The sequence below is a fragment of the Labrenzia sp. THAF187b genome (assembly GCF_009363375.1).
In the GTDB taxonomy this organism is placed as follows: domain Bacteria; phylum Pseudomonadota; class Alphaproteobacteria; order Rhizobiales; family Stappiaceae; genus Roseibium; species Roseibium algicola.
Window position 1 is genome coordinate 4926033 of record NZ_CP045344.1, and the last position, 14202, is coordinate 4940234.

At 58.4% G+C, this 14202-nt stretch carries 12 protein-coding genes; 8 read left to right on the forward strand and 4 right to left on the reverse strand.

Features of this window, described 5'->3' with window-relative positions; translation table 11 throughout:
• Positions 1-68 precede the first annotated feature (68 nt).
• The 4 genes from FIV03_RS22570 to FIV03_RS22585 all read right to left on the reverse strand — a co-directional run bounded on the left by FIV03_RS22570 (position 69) and on the right by FIV03_RS22585 (position 5026).
• Positions 69-1670 (reverse strand): arylsulfatase, encoded by a 1602-nt coding sequence (locus FIV03_RS22570; protein ID WP_286202222.1) that lies wholly within the window; start codon positions 1668-1670, stop codon positions 69-71.
• 222 nt (positions 1671-1892) lie between these two features.
• Positions 1893-2441, reverse strand: a complete 549-nt coding sequence (locus FIV03_RS22575) for a cupin domain-containing protein (protein ID WP_152511058.1) — start codon at positions 2439-2441, stop codon at positions 1893-1895.
• Between the two features lie 131 nt (positions 2442-2572).
• A complete protein-coding gene (gene mdlC / locus FIV03_RS22580; RefSeq protein ID WP_152511059.1) occupies positions 2573-4177 on the reverse strand; it encodes a benzoylformate decarboxylase in 1605 nt (534 codons plus the stop codon).
• Between the two features lie 144 nt (positions 4178-4321).
• Positions 4322-5026, reverse strand: a complete 705-nt coding sequence (locus FIV03_RS22585; protein WP_152511060.1) for a metal-dependent hydrolase — start codon at positions 5024-5026, stop codon at positions 4322-4324.
• Between the two features lie 1057 nt (positions 5027-6083).
• Here FIV03_RS22585 and FIV03_RS31660 point away from each other — a divergent pair.
• From FIV03_RS31660 to dprA, 8 genes are all read left to right on the forward strand, one after another.
• Positions 6084-7037: an autotransporter outer membrane beta-barrel domain-containing protein gene (locus FIV03_RS31660; RefSeq protein WP_173013913.1), complete on the forward strand. Its 954-nt coding sequence runs from the start codon at positions 6084-6086 to the stop codon at positions 7035-7037.
• Positions 7038-7085: 48 nt separating this feature from the next.
• On the forward strand, positions 7086-7574 hold the full coding sequence (gene ruvX / locus FIV03_RS22595) for a Holliday junction resolvase RuvX (protein WP_023004059.1): 489 nt from the start codon (positions 7086-7088) through the stop codon (positions 7572-7574).
• A gap of 61 nt (positions 7575-7635) precedes the next feature.
• Positions 7636-8562 (forward strand): AEC family transporter, encoded by a 927-nt coding sequence (locus FIV03_RS22600; RefSeq protein WP_055653735.1) that lies wholly within the window; start codon positions 7636-7638, stop codon positions 8560-8562.
• A gap of 429 nt (positions 8563-8991) precedes the next feature.
• The gene (locus FIV03_RS22605) at positions 8992-9957 is read left to right on the forward strand and encodes an aspartate carbamoyltransferase catalytic subunit (protein ID WP_286202223.1); all 966 of its coding nucleotides are present in this window, start codon (positions 8992-8994) and stop codon (positions 9955-9957) included.
• 17 nt (positions 9958-9974) lie between these two features.
• Complete coding sequence (locus tag FIV03_RS22610) at positions 9975-11276, forward strand: dihydroorotase (protein ID WP_055653733.1); 1302 nt, start codon at positions 9975-9977, stop codon at positions 11274-11276.
• 92 nt (positions 11277-11368) lie between these two features.
• The gene (locus FIV03_RS22615; protein WP_173013914.1) at positions 11369-12148 is read left to right on the forward strand and encodes a DUF3108 domain-containing protein; all 780 of its coding nucleotides are present in this window, start codon (positions 11369-11371) and stop codon (positions 12146-12148) included.
• A 114-nt stretch (positions 12149-12262) separates the two neighbouring features.
• Positions 12263-12928, forward strand: a complete 666-nt coding sequence (gene plsY, locus FIV03_RS22620) for a glycerol-3-phosphate 1-O-acyltransferase PlsY (RefSeq protein ID WP_031270763.1) — start codon at positions 12263-12265, stop codon at positions 12926-12928.
• Positions 12925-14064, forward strand: a complete 1140-nt coding sequence (gene dprA, locus FIV03_RS22625; protein WP_152511064.1) for a DNA-processing protein DprA — start codon at positions 12925-12927, stop codon at positions 14062-14064. Before plsY ends, dprA begins: the two co-directional genes overlap by 4 nt.
• Positions 14065-14202: the final 138 nt, after the last annotated feature.

Below are 14202 nucleotides of genomic sequence, written 5' to 3' on the forward strand. Positions count from 1 at the left end.
TGGCAAATGCGCAAAAAGCCCGGAGCCTCGCAAAGCCCCGGGCTTTTTATTGATGTGACGAGTTAAACTCAGTTGCTGCCGCTCATGCCGGCTTTCAACTTCTCCTCGATCGATGACAGATTGAAGGATCCAGGTGTCTGGCTTGGCGGATAGTCCTGCATTGTCTGCAGGAACCTTGAGGCCAGTGCCTGGATCGGAACGATCACGAACGCACGGTCCAGCAACCAGTCGAAATAGATATTGGCATTGTGCTGGGCCTTTTCGAAAGGATCCCGGCGCAGGTTGAAGACGGCGGGCACACGCAGTTCCGTGAAAGGCTCCTGCCAGACGCCGAAGGCCTGACCGCGGTTTTCCAGGAACACGACCTTCCAGTCGTCGTACCGGGCCGCAACCACCTGACCATCGTCATTCACGTACCAGAACTCATGACGCGGCGATGAATCGGTCTCGCCTTTCAGATAGGCGTTGAGGTCGTAACCGTCGATGTAGTTGCGGTAAGTTCGGCCACCGAGTTCAACACCTTCAAGAAGCTGTTCCTTGATATCCGAAGCCCCTGCAATCGCGGCAAAGGTCGGCAGCCAGTCTTCGTGGGCAACGATACCGTTGAGCGTCACGTTTTCCTGGAAGACGCCGGGCCAGCGAACAAAGGTCGGCACACGATAAGCGCCCTCCCAGTTGGAATTCTTTTCGCTGCGGAACGGCGTCGTGCCGGCATCCGGCCAGGTGTTGAAATGCGGGCCGTTGTCGGTCGAATACATCACCACCGTGTTATCGGCGATGCCGAGCTCGTCCAACAGGTCCAGCAGCTCGCCGACATGCATGTCATGCTCGACCATGCCGTCGTGATAGGTATCCCCGCTCGGGCCGGCAATCCCTGTGTGCTCCTCCTTCACATGTGTGCGGAAATGCATGCGGGTTCCGTTCCACCAGACAAAGAAGGGAACGCCCTCTTCCACCGCTTCGCGGATAAAACGCTTGGCTTCGGCGAGCGACTCCTCATCGACGGTTTCCATGCGCTTCTTCGTAAGTGGACCGGTGTCCTCGATCTTCTGCGTTCCGTCTGCATTGGCCCAGGTATGAAGCACACCGCGCGGACCGAACTGTTCACGGAAGGTCTTGCCGTTCGCCAGAACCATGTCCCCCGGATAGTCCCGGTTTTCCGGCTCTTCTTCAGCATTCAGATGATAGAGATTGCCGAAGAACTCATCGAAACCGTGGTTTGTCGGCAGATGTTCGTCCAGGTCTCCCTGGTGGTTCTTGCCGAACTGGCCGGTCTTGTAACCTTGTGCCTTCAGGACGGTCGCCATGGTGACGTCGGTTTCCTGCCAGCCTTGCTCTGCTCCCGGCAAGCCAACCTTGGTCATGCCTGTGCGCACAGGTACATTGCCCCCGATGAAGGCAGCGCGTCCGGCCGTACAGCTTTGCTGGGCGTAATAGTCGGTAAAGGCAACGCCTTCCTGTGCGATCCGGTCGATGTTGGGCGTGCGGTAGCCCATCATGCCACGGTTGTTGTGGCTGATGTTCCACGTGCCGATATCGTCCCCCCAAATAGCGAGAATATTCGGCTTCTGCGCCTCCTGCGCCAGACTTGTCTGGGACGTTACGGCAAAAGCTGCCGCAAGTCCGAGAACCACCGCGCTCAAACGCGGCAACATGCGAAAATGGCTCATGAAAACTCCCACCTGAATGGTTGTCAGGACTGCGCGCTCAGATTGCAGACACACTTCCGCATCGTCCAGCACGCAACCCCTAATTACCTTAGGTAAGTTTTGTGATCTGGCAAGGAATTTTCAATATTTTACAAAAAGTTCGAATTCCCTAATGTAGGGACAATCGAAATACGCCTTTACAATCAATGGGTGTACAAGGCAGCCAGGCGAGATTTCTCGCCGCTATTCGACCTTGTTCTTGTTTGCACCCGGCTTGTCTTCGGCAACCGTTGCCACACCGTCATCACCGAGCAGGAAAACAGCCAGGATCTTGGCCGGCCCTTCACCGGTGTTCTGCCCTTTGTGCGTGACATCCATCGCTTCAAGAAGACCGTCGCCGGTACGGTAGACCTTCTTGCCAAGTTCCTCGTAAGTGACGGTAATCTCGCCTTCCAGAATGTAGGCAAAAAGCGGCGCGTGATGCTGGTGCCACTGCGTCTCCTCACCCGGCTCCATAGTAATCTCGATGGCCTTTATCGAAGGGTTCGATTGCGGAAAGGCGACCTTTTCACCGGCAACCGTCGTGTCTCCGGAAAACACGTCCCGTACCGTTGCATAAGGCGTTTTGGCGGCAGCTTCTTCGTCCTGCGCGGCTTTGGACCCCGGCTTGGCATGCGGCTTGGACGGCGCGGGCTTGCCGTCAGGCGTGATCGACTTGTCCGCCGACAAGACTGGCGTCGCACAAAGGGCGCCGCTCAGAACCGCAATGAAAGCAAAGCTGGACAGCTTCATGATAAGTCCCCGGTTTGATTTTTATCTCGGCGTTTTCAGGCCCTCAGCAGGGCAACTCGACCGTCGACATGTGGTCGCATTGTGCACGACCTTCCGTGGCACAACAAGATTTTCACAATGACTTGAACCGTTTATCCAAGCAACGATCTGAGCTTCGGTGATATTTCCACCTCGATCACCGTCGTTCCCCTGTAGGCCAGGGCTGCGGAAAGAGCAGCCTTGAATTCGTCGGCGGTTTTCGCCTTCGCAGTCTCTGCGCCGTATCCACGCCCAAGTGCCTCGATATCAAGACCGGGCAGATCCAAACCCGGAACGTTCGGCGTTTCCTCCAGGATCGCAAACTCCTTCAGGATCGCATATTGACTGTTGCGCATGGCAACGAAAACCACATGCGCTTCCTCCTGCACGCCGGTGTAGATGCTCTGCACCGAATACTGGAACGAGCCGTCACCGATCACGGCGATTACCGGCCTGTTGCGTCCGCTCGTTTCCTCGGCAATCGCAAGACCGACAGCGGCCGGCATGTCCCAGCCGAGACCTCCGGAAGCAAAGGTGTAGAACGTATCCGGCTTGTCGATCGGAATTTGCCGCTCCAGCTCGATGACGTTGGATGGAGATTCCTCAACCAGCACGAAATCTGACGGCGCAGCCTCTCGGATCAAGCTGTAGACTGCATCCGGCGTCAATGGCAGGGCCGAGTAGTCGGGTACCGGCGCCGGATCCTTTTTGTAGGGATTAGGCTTTTCCTCACGTCGATCCAGCTGAGGCAGGATTGCCTGAAGAAAAAGCCTGCTGTCCGAGACCAGGCTGTCGCCAACCGGGGCCTTGGCCGCCATGTCCGGATCGTCTGTAATTTGCAGCAGCTTTGTGCCTGCCGGAAGGTAGTCTCCCGCGACATATGGATAGTAGCGAAAAACCGGTGCTCCGACGGCGATGACCAGATCGTGCCCCTCGAGCCGCTTGCAGATCGGGCCGATGGCCGAAGGCAACGTGCCGGCGTGGAGCCGATGACTTTCCGGAAATGGCGTGCGCTCCGCGAAAGGCGCCGTCAGAACCGGGGCAGACAGCGTTTCTGCGAACGCTATCCCTTCGTCCCAGGCTTCTGACCGGGCAATGTCCGAGCCGTAGACCAGAACCGGAGTTTTTGCTGCGTTGATACGCTCAGCGAAATCTTGGATTCTGGCAGGGTCGGCGGCCGAACGCAGAGACACGGACCGAACTTCTGCGGGTCCCTCCATTTCCTTGTCCCAGTCGTCCAGCGGGAGAGACAGGAACACCGGCCCGCTCGGCTGCTGGATCGCTGCCGCGTAGGCCCGCATAAAAGCGGCCGGCACGTCCTGGGCCCTTGCCGGTTCATAACTCCACTTCACCCATGGCTGGGGCAAAAGCGTCGCATTGATGTTGGTAAGAAGCGGCTCGAGCAGCAGCATGTCTCGGGTCTGCTGTCCGGCGGTCAGAATGAGCGGTGTCTTGTTCTGGTAGGCGGTCAGGATGCAGCCCATCGCGTTACCGAGGCCTGCTCCTGTATGGACATTCACAATGACAGGTTTGCGCAGTCCCTGCGCCAGGCCGTCAGCGATGCCGACGACGCTGGCTTCCTGCAATGAAAGCACGTAGCGGAAGTCATCCGGGAAATTCTTCAGAAAGGTTTCTTCAGTGGACCCGGGATTGCCGACGATAGTTGTCAAACCGAGCTTGCGAAGCAGATCGAAGGTAACGTCTTTTACAGTCGGCATATTATCCTCCGCTTGACGCTGAAACCAAAGCTCCCAGCGTCACAAAACAAGAAAACCACCCCTACTTCTTAAATTTCTCGGAAAAAGACTAAACCTCTGCCTCCAAGTGAGACAAGCAAAGATTGCTTCTCTTGAGTGAACCCGTCAGACGTCAATCGGTTCGCCGGGATTTGGCTTTGCCACCTTGTCGCGATCGCCGCCCATTGCCTCAAGGAACGTATCCGCCGTCTGGTCGATGATCGGGAACGAGCCGTAATGGCAGGGAATGATCGTATCGAAGTTGAAGAAACGGGTGCAGGCAAGTGCTGCCGATTTGCCGCCCATCGTGAAGCGGTCACCGATGGGAACAAGCCCGATCTTCGGCTGGTAGATCTCGTCAATCAGGGCCATGTCGGAAAAGATGTCGGTATCTCCCAGATGATAAAGCGTCTTTTCCCCAGGGGCTTCGATGATGACACCATGTGGATTGCCCAGATAGACGGCCTCACCGCCTGCCTGGAAGGACGACGAGTGATCAGCGCGCGTCAGCGCGACGCTGAACGGTCCAACGTTCACCTTGCCGCCGGAATTCATGGGACTGATATTCTCGATCCCCTGCCGGTTGGCCCACATGCAGATTTCGAAATTGGACGTCAGCTGCGCGCCGGTTTTTTTCAGGATGTCGACGGCGTCACCGATATGATCGTTGTGACCATGGGTCAGGATGACATGCGTTACGCCATCTGACGCCTGATCGACTGACAGGCTCTCGGGAAAAGACGGATTTCCGGTAAAGAACGGATCGAACAGGATGGATGCTCCTTCAATCTCGATCTTGAAGGCGGAATGGCCATACCAGGTCAGTTTCATCACGGTCTCCTAATTCGACGACAGATTGCCTGGACCCTATCAGCGGCAGCCGGTCCGCAACAAGCTGAATGCGTTCAATGTGCCTTCCAGGGCACGGTCTCGTTATCGATATTTTTGACAGTGCATCTGTGCAATTATGGCAACGCCTCAATTATTTCAACAACCAGAGCTGGCTTCCTCTTCTGCTTCAACGCAAGATGACGTCGGGGATTCGCGAGACTTTGGAGCTATGCCGATGCGATTGCGTTCGAAACGTGCCTGGCTGCAAGTCATCTGCCCGGCAGCTCTGCTCTTCAGCAGCCTTTCGACATCCGCCCTTGCCGCCAATTGCAAAAATGATGGCGGCTTGCTTTTTCTGGGAACCAACAAGTCTGATAGCCGTTCGATCTGGGTTTCCGGAACAGTCACGGGGGATTACCGGCTGGAGGCCGCCCAGGGCAATCAGACCGTCGACACATGGTCCCGCTCCAGCACAGGCCTCCATCTGTCAACTTCTCCGGTCGTTTCGAGCGGAAACGGTGGAACACACAGGCTTTTTGGCGTCGATGGCGGGTCTGATTGCCTGATCGACACACAAAACCAGAAACGCAACTTCCAGCTTCCCGACAACATAAAGCCGCCAAGCCTGGTAAAGCCTCCGATCGGAAGGCTGTTTCCGGATTTCGGACGGCCGGTTCCTCCGATCGCGGTCCTGCCCCCAAGCGGAGTGCTGCCCGGCCTGCCAGGCCCGATTTCGCCACCCTCTAGCGGCGTCACTCCGCCAATAGGGACACTGCCACCGGCTGGACTTTCACCCGGACGTCCCGGACTTCCCGGACTTCCCGGAACAGCCTCACCACCAATCGGCATTTTGCGGCCTTCAGGCGTTTTGCCAGGGGCACCTGGAGCAGTTACACCTCCCATCGGCACGCTTCCCCCATCCGGCGGACTCCCCGGCTCTCCTGGAGGGCCAGGCACTGTCACGCCACCAATCGGAACCCTGCCGCCCGGCAGCCGCAATCCAAATCAACCGAGCCTTCCGGCTGGCTTTGTGCCGGTCAGGCGCGCTGATGGTCAGGTGATCAGTTACTGCGTCGATCCACGATCAGCCGAGGAGACACGGACTGACAATGCACAGACGTTCTGCACCCGGGAACAACTGCTGGCCGCCGGACGTCTGCAGGCGCAGGACGAAGTTCCAATCACACCGGGCCGGGATCTGATCGAACCGACACTCTGGAATGCCTGGAGCACGGTAACCGGGGTCTACAGCGATGACAGGCGTTTCGGCAGGGACTTTCAGACACTCAGTGGGACCGCGGCATTCGGTGCCGACCGCAAGCTGACAGAAGATATCGTCGGCGGTATATCCGTGACCTTTGAAACCATCGACACCGACGGCTTCAATTCCCACCTGACAATCGACACCCAGGGCTTTGAAATCGGCCCCTATGTTGCCGCACGAATTTCTCAGCACTGGGCAGTTGACGGCTCGCTGAGCTATGGCTTTTCAAACAGCCATTCGGATATCTCGGTTTTGAGCGGCGAATACAATACCCATGAACTCGGCGCGACTTTCAGTGTTCATGGCCAGTATTCGCTGAGCGAGATCCAGGTACGCCCAAAGGCGACCGTAACCTTCAACCGCGTTTTTTCCGATGGTTACGATCTGAACGGGACGATCCTCAACCGGGCCATAAGCGTTCCCATCTCGGGCAATGCAGCCTCTCTGGGGACAATTGAACTTACGACCGAATTCAGCCGTCAATTCACCTTGCAGGACGGTCTTCTGATCCAGCCCTATGTGGAAGCAGGCGCGGTCTACGAATATTTGCGACCGAACGACGGCAAGATCCTCGATGATGAATTGAACTTTGTCACCGCATCGGCCTGGAGCTTTACGTTGCGTGGTGGGGCGACTGCCCTGATTGCGGAGAACGTTACGCTTGATGCAAAGGGAGGCTATCTCAGCCTGGGACAGAACGGGCTGGACGTTTGGGAAGGGCAACTTCGTGTTGCCATCGGGTTCTGAGTGAAAATCGAACTGGTGTTTTCCATGGCTCGCTGGTAAAGCCGCCGAATGGCAAATGACCCCGCACTTTCCCTGGAAGATTTCATGGCCGCCGTGCCCGACCGCACCCGGCTGATCGGCCTGGATCTTGGCACCAAGACCATTGGTCTGGCGCTTTCAGATCTCGGCCGTGGCATCGCCTCTCCCATGGAAACGATCCGGCGCAAGAAATTCACCCTGGATGCGGAACAACTCCTGGCCATCTGCGCCAAGCAGGGCGTTGGCGGCATGGTGCTCGGTCTGCCGCTCAACATGGATGGCTCCGAAGGCCCCCGTGTCCAGGCGACGCGCGCCTTTGTAAGAAACCTTTCGCAGAAAACGGACCTGCCGATCACCTATTGGGACGAGCGGCTGTCGACGGCGGCCGTGACGCGCACGCTGCTGGAAGCCGATACGAGCCGTGCGAAACGGGCCGACGTGGTCGACAAGATGGCCGCTGCCTACATCCTGCAGGGCTTTCTGGACCGACTCGGCTTTATGGGCTTAGATAACGGCTGATCCCACCGCTGCAGGGTACAGGCCCTTGTTTCAAGGCCTGTCGAACGCGAAAGCCGAACACATGCTGACCACACTTGCCGCCCTGATGCCGGTCATCCTCGTGATTGCCTCCGGCTACCTGATCGCCCGCACCGGACTGATTACCGGCGAGCAATGGCGTGGTGTCGAACGGCTTGCCTATTATGTCCTGTTTCCGGCGGTGTTGTTCCGCACGATCTCGCAAGCGGATTTCGCCAGTTTTCCGACGCTCAACATGGGCGGTGCGCTGCTCGCCTCCATCTTGTCCATGGCGCTGCTTCTGCTTCTGGCACGCACGACCATCGAGCGAGCCTGGGGCATTGCCGCGCCGCGTTTTACCTCCATCTTTCAGGGCACCTTGCGCTGGAACGCCATGATCGCGCTCGCGATTGCCGACAATGTGGTCGGCGAAACAGGGCTGGCCATGCTTGCGGTCGCAATGGTGTTCATGATCCCCTTGCTCAATGTCGCCAGCATCCTGGTACTGTCGCATTACGCCAGTGGAACGTCACCAAGTGGCGCCAAGATCCTGAAAGACCTGTTCACCAACCCCTTCATCCTCTCGATCGGCGCAGGCGGCATCATGAACGCAGGCGGCATATCACTGCCTTTCGTGGTCGACGATACCCTGGAGATATTTTCCAGGGCCGCGCTCCCCATCGGCATCATCTGCGTTGGAGCCGGGCTGGACCTTGGCTCACTCCGCCGACCGGGACCGGCGCTCGCCCTCGGCACCTTTCTGCGTCCGATATTCATGCCGTTGCTTGCCTTTGGCTTTGCCAGTCTTTTCGGCGTCACGGGCCCCGCATTGATCGTCGTCATCATTGCCAGTTCAGTGCCCTGCGCCAGCAACTCCTACCTGCTCGCCCGCCAGATGGGTGGCGATGCAAAGCTGATGGCCGAGATCATCACGCTTCAGACCCTGGCAGCGACTCTGACGATCCCGCTCGCCCTGCTGCTGGTCACTTGATCGGGCCCTTTGGCAGCAGATGCTCGCCCAATTGCGTAAAATCGTGCCCGTCATCACTTCGCTTTAGACCGGCACAGTTACCGAGCCATGTGCAACGCCTGGCCGAATCTGAAAATTTTTTATAATTTTCAGAAACTTATCATGCGCGTCTGGCAAGGTTGACTGCAAGCTGCAAGCGGATGGAAACCTGCAGGCTCTTTGCGACTATTGCGACAGTATTCTCGCCAAGATTCGGTCGTGATCTTGGGTGGAACACAATAGATTCAATCCTTTGGCGGCGCCTGTGAGTGCCGCCTTTGAAACTTCTCCCGACTACTGCCGCGCACGCAGCCATATTTTGTCCAGCCGATCAAATATTTAGCAGGTATGTGGACAGCGGGCATGATGTGATTTCCTGACTTGTCGAACCGGGCGTTCCTCCTTATAGGAATGGTCTCGATGACCGCGAGCAACACCCATCGAGACAGCCCTTATCCCCATCGTCATTTGCTGGGCATAGAGGGCCTTCACCCCCACGAAATTCTGGGCCTTCTGGACCGGGCGGAAGAAGCCGTAGAGGTTTCCCGCCAGATCAGCAAACGACGGCTGGTCTTGCAGGGACGAACCCAGATCAACCTCTTTTTCGAGAACTCAACCCGCACCCAAAGTTCTTTTGAACTGGCCGGAAAACGGCTCGGGGCGGATGTGATGAACATGGCAGTGTCCCAGTCGTCGGTGAAGAAGGGCGAAACGCTGATCGATACGGCGGCAACGCTGAACGCCATGCACCCCGATCTTCTGGTGGTTCGCCACCACGCGGCCGGTGCGGTGCATCTTCTGGCGCGCAAGGTCGGCTGCTCCGTGGTCAATGCCGGCGACGGCCCGCATGAACACCCGACACAGGCCCTGCTCGACGCCCTTACCATCCGGCGACACAAGGGAAAGATCGCGCGCCTTACCGTGGCCATCTGCGGTGACATCGCCCATTCTCGCGTTGCCCGGTCCAATATCATTCTTCTGAACGCGCTCGGAGCGCGCGTCCGTGTTGTTGCCCCCACCACCCTCCTGCCGTCCGGCATCGCCAAGATGGGCGTCGAGGTCTTCACCAGCATGAAGGAAGGCCTGGCGGGTACCGACATCGTCATGATGCTGCGCCTGCAGCGCGAGCGCATGAACGGTGCCTTCATTCCATCTGTACGGGAATATTACCGCTACTACGGACTGGACGCGGAAAAGCTCGCCTATGCCAAGGAAGACGCCCTTGTCATGCATCCGGGGCCGATGAACCGCGGTGTCGAGATCGATGCCTCGATTGCAGATGGCACCCAAAGCCTTATTCGCGAACAGGTGGAAATGGGTGTTGCCGTGCGCATGGCCGTGCTTGAAGCCCTTGCCGCCAATCTGCCGAACAACTGATCCAGGGGACAAGACACGTGGCTTACGACACACCCAAACCTCTGGTTCTCTCAAACGCCAGAGTGATTGACCCGGCACGCGGCCTGGATGCTCCAGGTTCCGTCATCATCGCGGACGGCACCATTCTCGCCGCCGGGCCGGAAGCTGCCAACCAGGGCTCTCCCTACGGTGCGGAAATCATCGACTGCAAGGGCGCGATCGCCTGTCCGGGCCTGATCGACTTCTGCGTTTCCGTCGGAGAACCGGGTGCAGAGCACCGGGAAACGCTCGCCAGTGCCTCCCAGGCTGCCGCAAGCGGCGGCGTGACGACAATTTGCACCATGCCCGATACGGATCCGGTGATTGATGATCCCGCACTGGTCGATTTCATCCTGCGCCGGGCGCGTGACACGGCCATTGTCAACGTGTTGCCACTGGCCGCCTTGACCAAGGGCCTCAAGGGTGAGGAGATGGCGGAAATCGGCTTGCTTAAGGAAGCAGGAGCCGTTGCCTTCACCAACGGCCACAAGTCGGTCAAGAATGCCCAGGTCATGCGCCGCATGATGACCTATGCCCGCGATTTCGACGCGCTGGTCATCCACCACACGGAAGACCCGGACCTCGCCGGCGGGGTCATGAACGCAGGGCTGAACGCCAGTTGGAAAGGTCTTTCCGGTGTGCCGCGTGAAGCGGAAATCATCATGCTGGAGCGGGACCTGCGCCTGGTTGCCATGTCCAAGGGCAAGTACCACGCAAACCTCATTTCCACCTCCGACAGCGCAGACGTGGTTCGAGCAGGCAAGGCGAAAGGGCTGGACATCACCGCCGGGGTGTCGATCAATCACCTGACCCACAATGAAAACGACATCGGCGCCTATCGGACGTTCTTCAAGATGTCGCCACCGCTGCGCGACGAAGACGACCGGCAAGCGATGATCGCGGCTGTTGCCGATGGCACAATCGACATCATCTGCTCCAATCATGACCCGCAGGACGTGGAAACCAAACGCCATCCGTGGGCGGAAGCAGAAGACGGTGCTATCGGCCTGGAAACCCTTCTGGCGGCCGCCTTGCGGCTTTATCATTCCGAACAGGTCGACCTTGTCACCCTGCTTGGTGCCATGACCTGCCGCCCGGCGGACCGGCTGGGACTGGAAACCGGACGTCTTTCCAAGGGAGCTCCGGCGGATGTGACCGTGTTCGATCCCGAGCGTCCCTGGGTCCTGGAAAAAAGCGCCATCAAGTCACGTTCGAAGAATTCTCCCTTCGAGGATGCACGGTTCTCGGGGCGGGTGCTGCGCACGGTTGTCGGCGGGAAAACGGTTTTCAGCCACACCTGAACAAGCCCTTGTTTCCGTTCCAACGCTGATCCTGTTCGCGCCACAATTCTCCCTGAATCTGGCGCGAACGGAACTTCCAACGGAACATGCTGATGCGCCTGATCGCCCTTGCCTTTCTGATACCCGCGCTGTTTACCGGCAGCGCTTCGGCGGCTGATCTCTACATAAAGTACAAGCTTTACGCCCTTGGGCTGCCTATCGGCTCCGGCGTCCTGTCACTGGATGTCGACAGCAAGTCCTATTCCGTCAACGCCAACGGCCAGACCGCCGCCTTCGGGCGGCTGGTGTCTGACGGCAAAGGCACAGTTGAAGTCGCTGGAACCGCACAAAAACTCGACCTGGAGCCAGCCCGCTACGCTCTTGACCTCAAGAGTGAAGACGAGACCGGAACCATTACCATGCGGATGCGCAAGGGCAGTATCGACGCTATCGAAGTTCGGCCGCCGCAGGATCGGATGAAGGAACGGGTCAAGGTAACCGCAGAGCATCTTAAGAGTGTTCTCGATCCCCTGACCGCCGCCGTGCTTCCTGCCCCGCAAGGCCTTGCCAAGGAGAGCTGCAACAGGACATTGCGCATCTTCGACGGCAAGGAACGTTACGACGTTCACCTGCAGTACAAATCCCGAAAGGCCACCAGGACATCTGATGGCCGTTTCAAGGGAGACGTCATTGTCTGCGGTGTCCGGTACGAACCCATTTCCGGCCACCGGCCGAAGCGCAAGTCGATCCAGCAACTCGCGGCAAACAAGTCCATGGAGGTCTGGCTCGCACCGGTTGGTGACAAGCCGTATCTCGTCCCGCTCCGGGCGAGTATTTCCCTTCCGTTCGGGTCGCTGCTGGTGGAAGCGGAAAAATATAAGCTGTCGGAATAGACCCCGCGCTATTTCCCTGCAAAGACACTCTTTTCTCAGTTGCCGGACTTGATCCGGGCTGCCATGCCGTTACATTGCGATGGCTATTTATTATGCACGTCATTGGAGTATCGCGTGCCAGAACCGATCAGCTGGGCTTTTGCCTGGCCCTACTATCTCGCCGCCCTCGCCTTCGGCTATCTGCTCGGTTCGATTCCCTTCGGCCTGCTGTTCACGCGCATGGCCGGACTTGGAGACATCCGCCAAATCGGCTCGGGCAATATCGGCACCACCAACGTTCTGCGCACCGGCCGCAAATCTCTGGCAGCCGCCACGTTGCTGGGGGATGGATTGAAGGGCACCGTTGCCGTTCTGATCGTCAATCACTTCTACGGCCAGGAAATGGCTCTTATCGCCGGCCTTGGGGCGTTTCTCGGGCATCTCTTCCCGGTATGGCTGAAGTTCAAGGGCGGCAAGGGTGTTGCAACCTACCTCGGCATTCTGCTTGGCCTCTATTGGCCCATGTTCCTGCTCGCGGCGGGCATCTGGATCGGCATGGCCTTCCTGTTCCGTTATTCGTCTCTGTCCGCACTGACGGCAACCCTGCTGACCCCGATCGTGCTCTATCTCGTTTTCCATCAGGTTCAGATAGCTCAGATGTTTGTCTTGCTGTCGGTGCTGCTATGGGCCAAGCATCACGAGAACATTGGCCGGCTTCTGCGTGGAGAAGAAAGCAAGATCGGCTCGAAATCCAAACCGGCGGCAAATGCTTCGTCTCCGCCCGGCGATGAAAGCGCGTGAACCGCGTCCCTGAAAATATAACTCCCGGCAACCTCTCCGAGGCGGAACGTCTGGCGTGGCTCCGCCTAATACGATCGGAAAACGTCGGTCCCGTTACATTCGCGGAACTTTTGAAACACGCTGGCTCCGCTCAACGAGCGCTGGAGCTGCTTCCCGATCTTGCAAGGCGCGGCGGCAAGGCAAGCCGGATTTGTCCGCTTGAAGACGCCGAAGCCGAGCTGGACGCCCACGGGCGGATCGGGGCCCGTTTGATTGGCCTGCATGAACCCGACTATCCGCAACATCTGCGACACATCGACGGTCCACCGCCGCTCCTGTCCGTAAAGGGCGGCACCAACGCGCTGACCCGGGAGCGGATGATTGCGATCGTCGGAGCCCGCAACGCTTCGCTTTCGGGCAGAAAACTTGCGACACGATTTGCACAGGGGCTTGGAGCGGAAGGCTTTTCAATCGTGTCCGGCCTCGCCCGCGGGATCGATGCTGCCGCCCATGAAGCCTCACTTCAAACAGGCACCATCGCCGTGTTCGCGGGAGGCATCAATGTGCTCTACCCGCCGGAACATGACAGGTTGCTTGCCGCCGTTCTCGACACAGGAGGCGCCGTCATCAGCGAGATGCCTCTTGGCTGGAAACCGCGCAGCCGGGATTTCCCCCGGCGCAACCGGCTGATTTCAGGCATGTCTCTGGGTGTCATCGTTATCGAAGCCGCCAAGGCCTCCGGCTCTCTTCACACCGCTCGTTATGCTCTTGAGCAGAACAGGGACATCTTCGCCGTGCCGGGTTCCCCCCTGGATCCGCGTTCGGAAGGTGCCAACGGCTTGATCCGGCAGGGTGCGGCACTTGTCTCGACCACCGACGATGTGCTGGAAAGCCTTGGTGGTCGACTGGCGCCAACCCTTCCCTTTGGCAGGCAGTTCCGCGAAGAGAGCGAAACCGCCCCTCTTTCCCGCTCCGAACCGGACGGAAAGCTGCGTGACCGCGTCCTTGCGGCGCTTGGTCCAACCCCGGTGGACATGGATGAATTGATACGCTTTGCGGATGGTGATGCGAGGTCGGTTCATGTCGTGCTGCTGGAACTCGAACTTGCCGGGCGCCTCGAAAGACACCGCGGCAACAAAATCTCCGCTTTGATGTAAGGGGCCGTTTTTCCTTGAATCTCAGTGGATAACCCGTATCTGGACCGAACCGCTTGACCCGGAAGGATCAAAGGTCCATTTGACAGGCGGCGCTTGATCCTTGATCGTCTGCGCCACTGAATTAGCACTCAGATCACC

What these genes read in the sequence shown, in the direction of transcription:
- FIV03_RS22570 (WP_286202222.1), bottom strand. Translation starts at nt 1,670, where the DNA reads ATGAGCCATTTTCGCATGTTGCCGCGTTTGAGCGCGGTGGTTCTCGGA.
- FIV03_RS22575 (WP_152511058.1), bottom strand. Translation starts at nt 2,441, where the DNA reads ATGAAGCTGTCCAGCTTTGCTTTCATTGCGGTTCTGAGCGGCGCCCTT.
- mdlC (WP_152511059.1), bottom strand. Translation starts at nt 4,177, where the DNA reads ATGCCGACTGTAAAAGACGTTACCTTCGATCTGCTTCGCAAGCTCGGT.
- FIV03_RS22585 (WP_152511060.1), bottom strand. Translation starts at nt 5,026, where the DNA reads ATGAAACTGACCTGGTATGGCCATTCCGCCTTCAAGATCGAGATTGAA.
- ruvX (WP_023004059.1), top strand. Translation starts at nt 7,086, where the DNA reads ATGGCAAATGACCCCGCACTTTCCCTGGAAGATTTCATGGCCGCCGTG.
- FIV03_RS22600 (WP_055653735.1), top strand. Translation starts at nt 7,636, where the DNA reads ATGCTGACCACACTTGCCGCCCTGATGCCGGTCATCCTCGTGATTGCC.
- FIV03_RS22605 (WP_286202223.1), top strand. Translation starts at nt 8,992, where the DNA reads ATGGTCTCGATGACCGCGAGCAACACCCATCGAGACAGCCCTTATCCC.
- FIV03_RS22615 (WP_173013914.1), top strand. Translation starts at nt 11,369, where the DNA reads ATGCGCCTGATCGCCCTTGCCTTTCTGATACCCGCGCTGTTTACCGGC.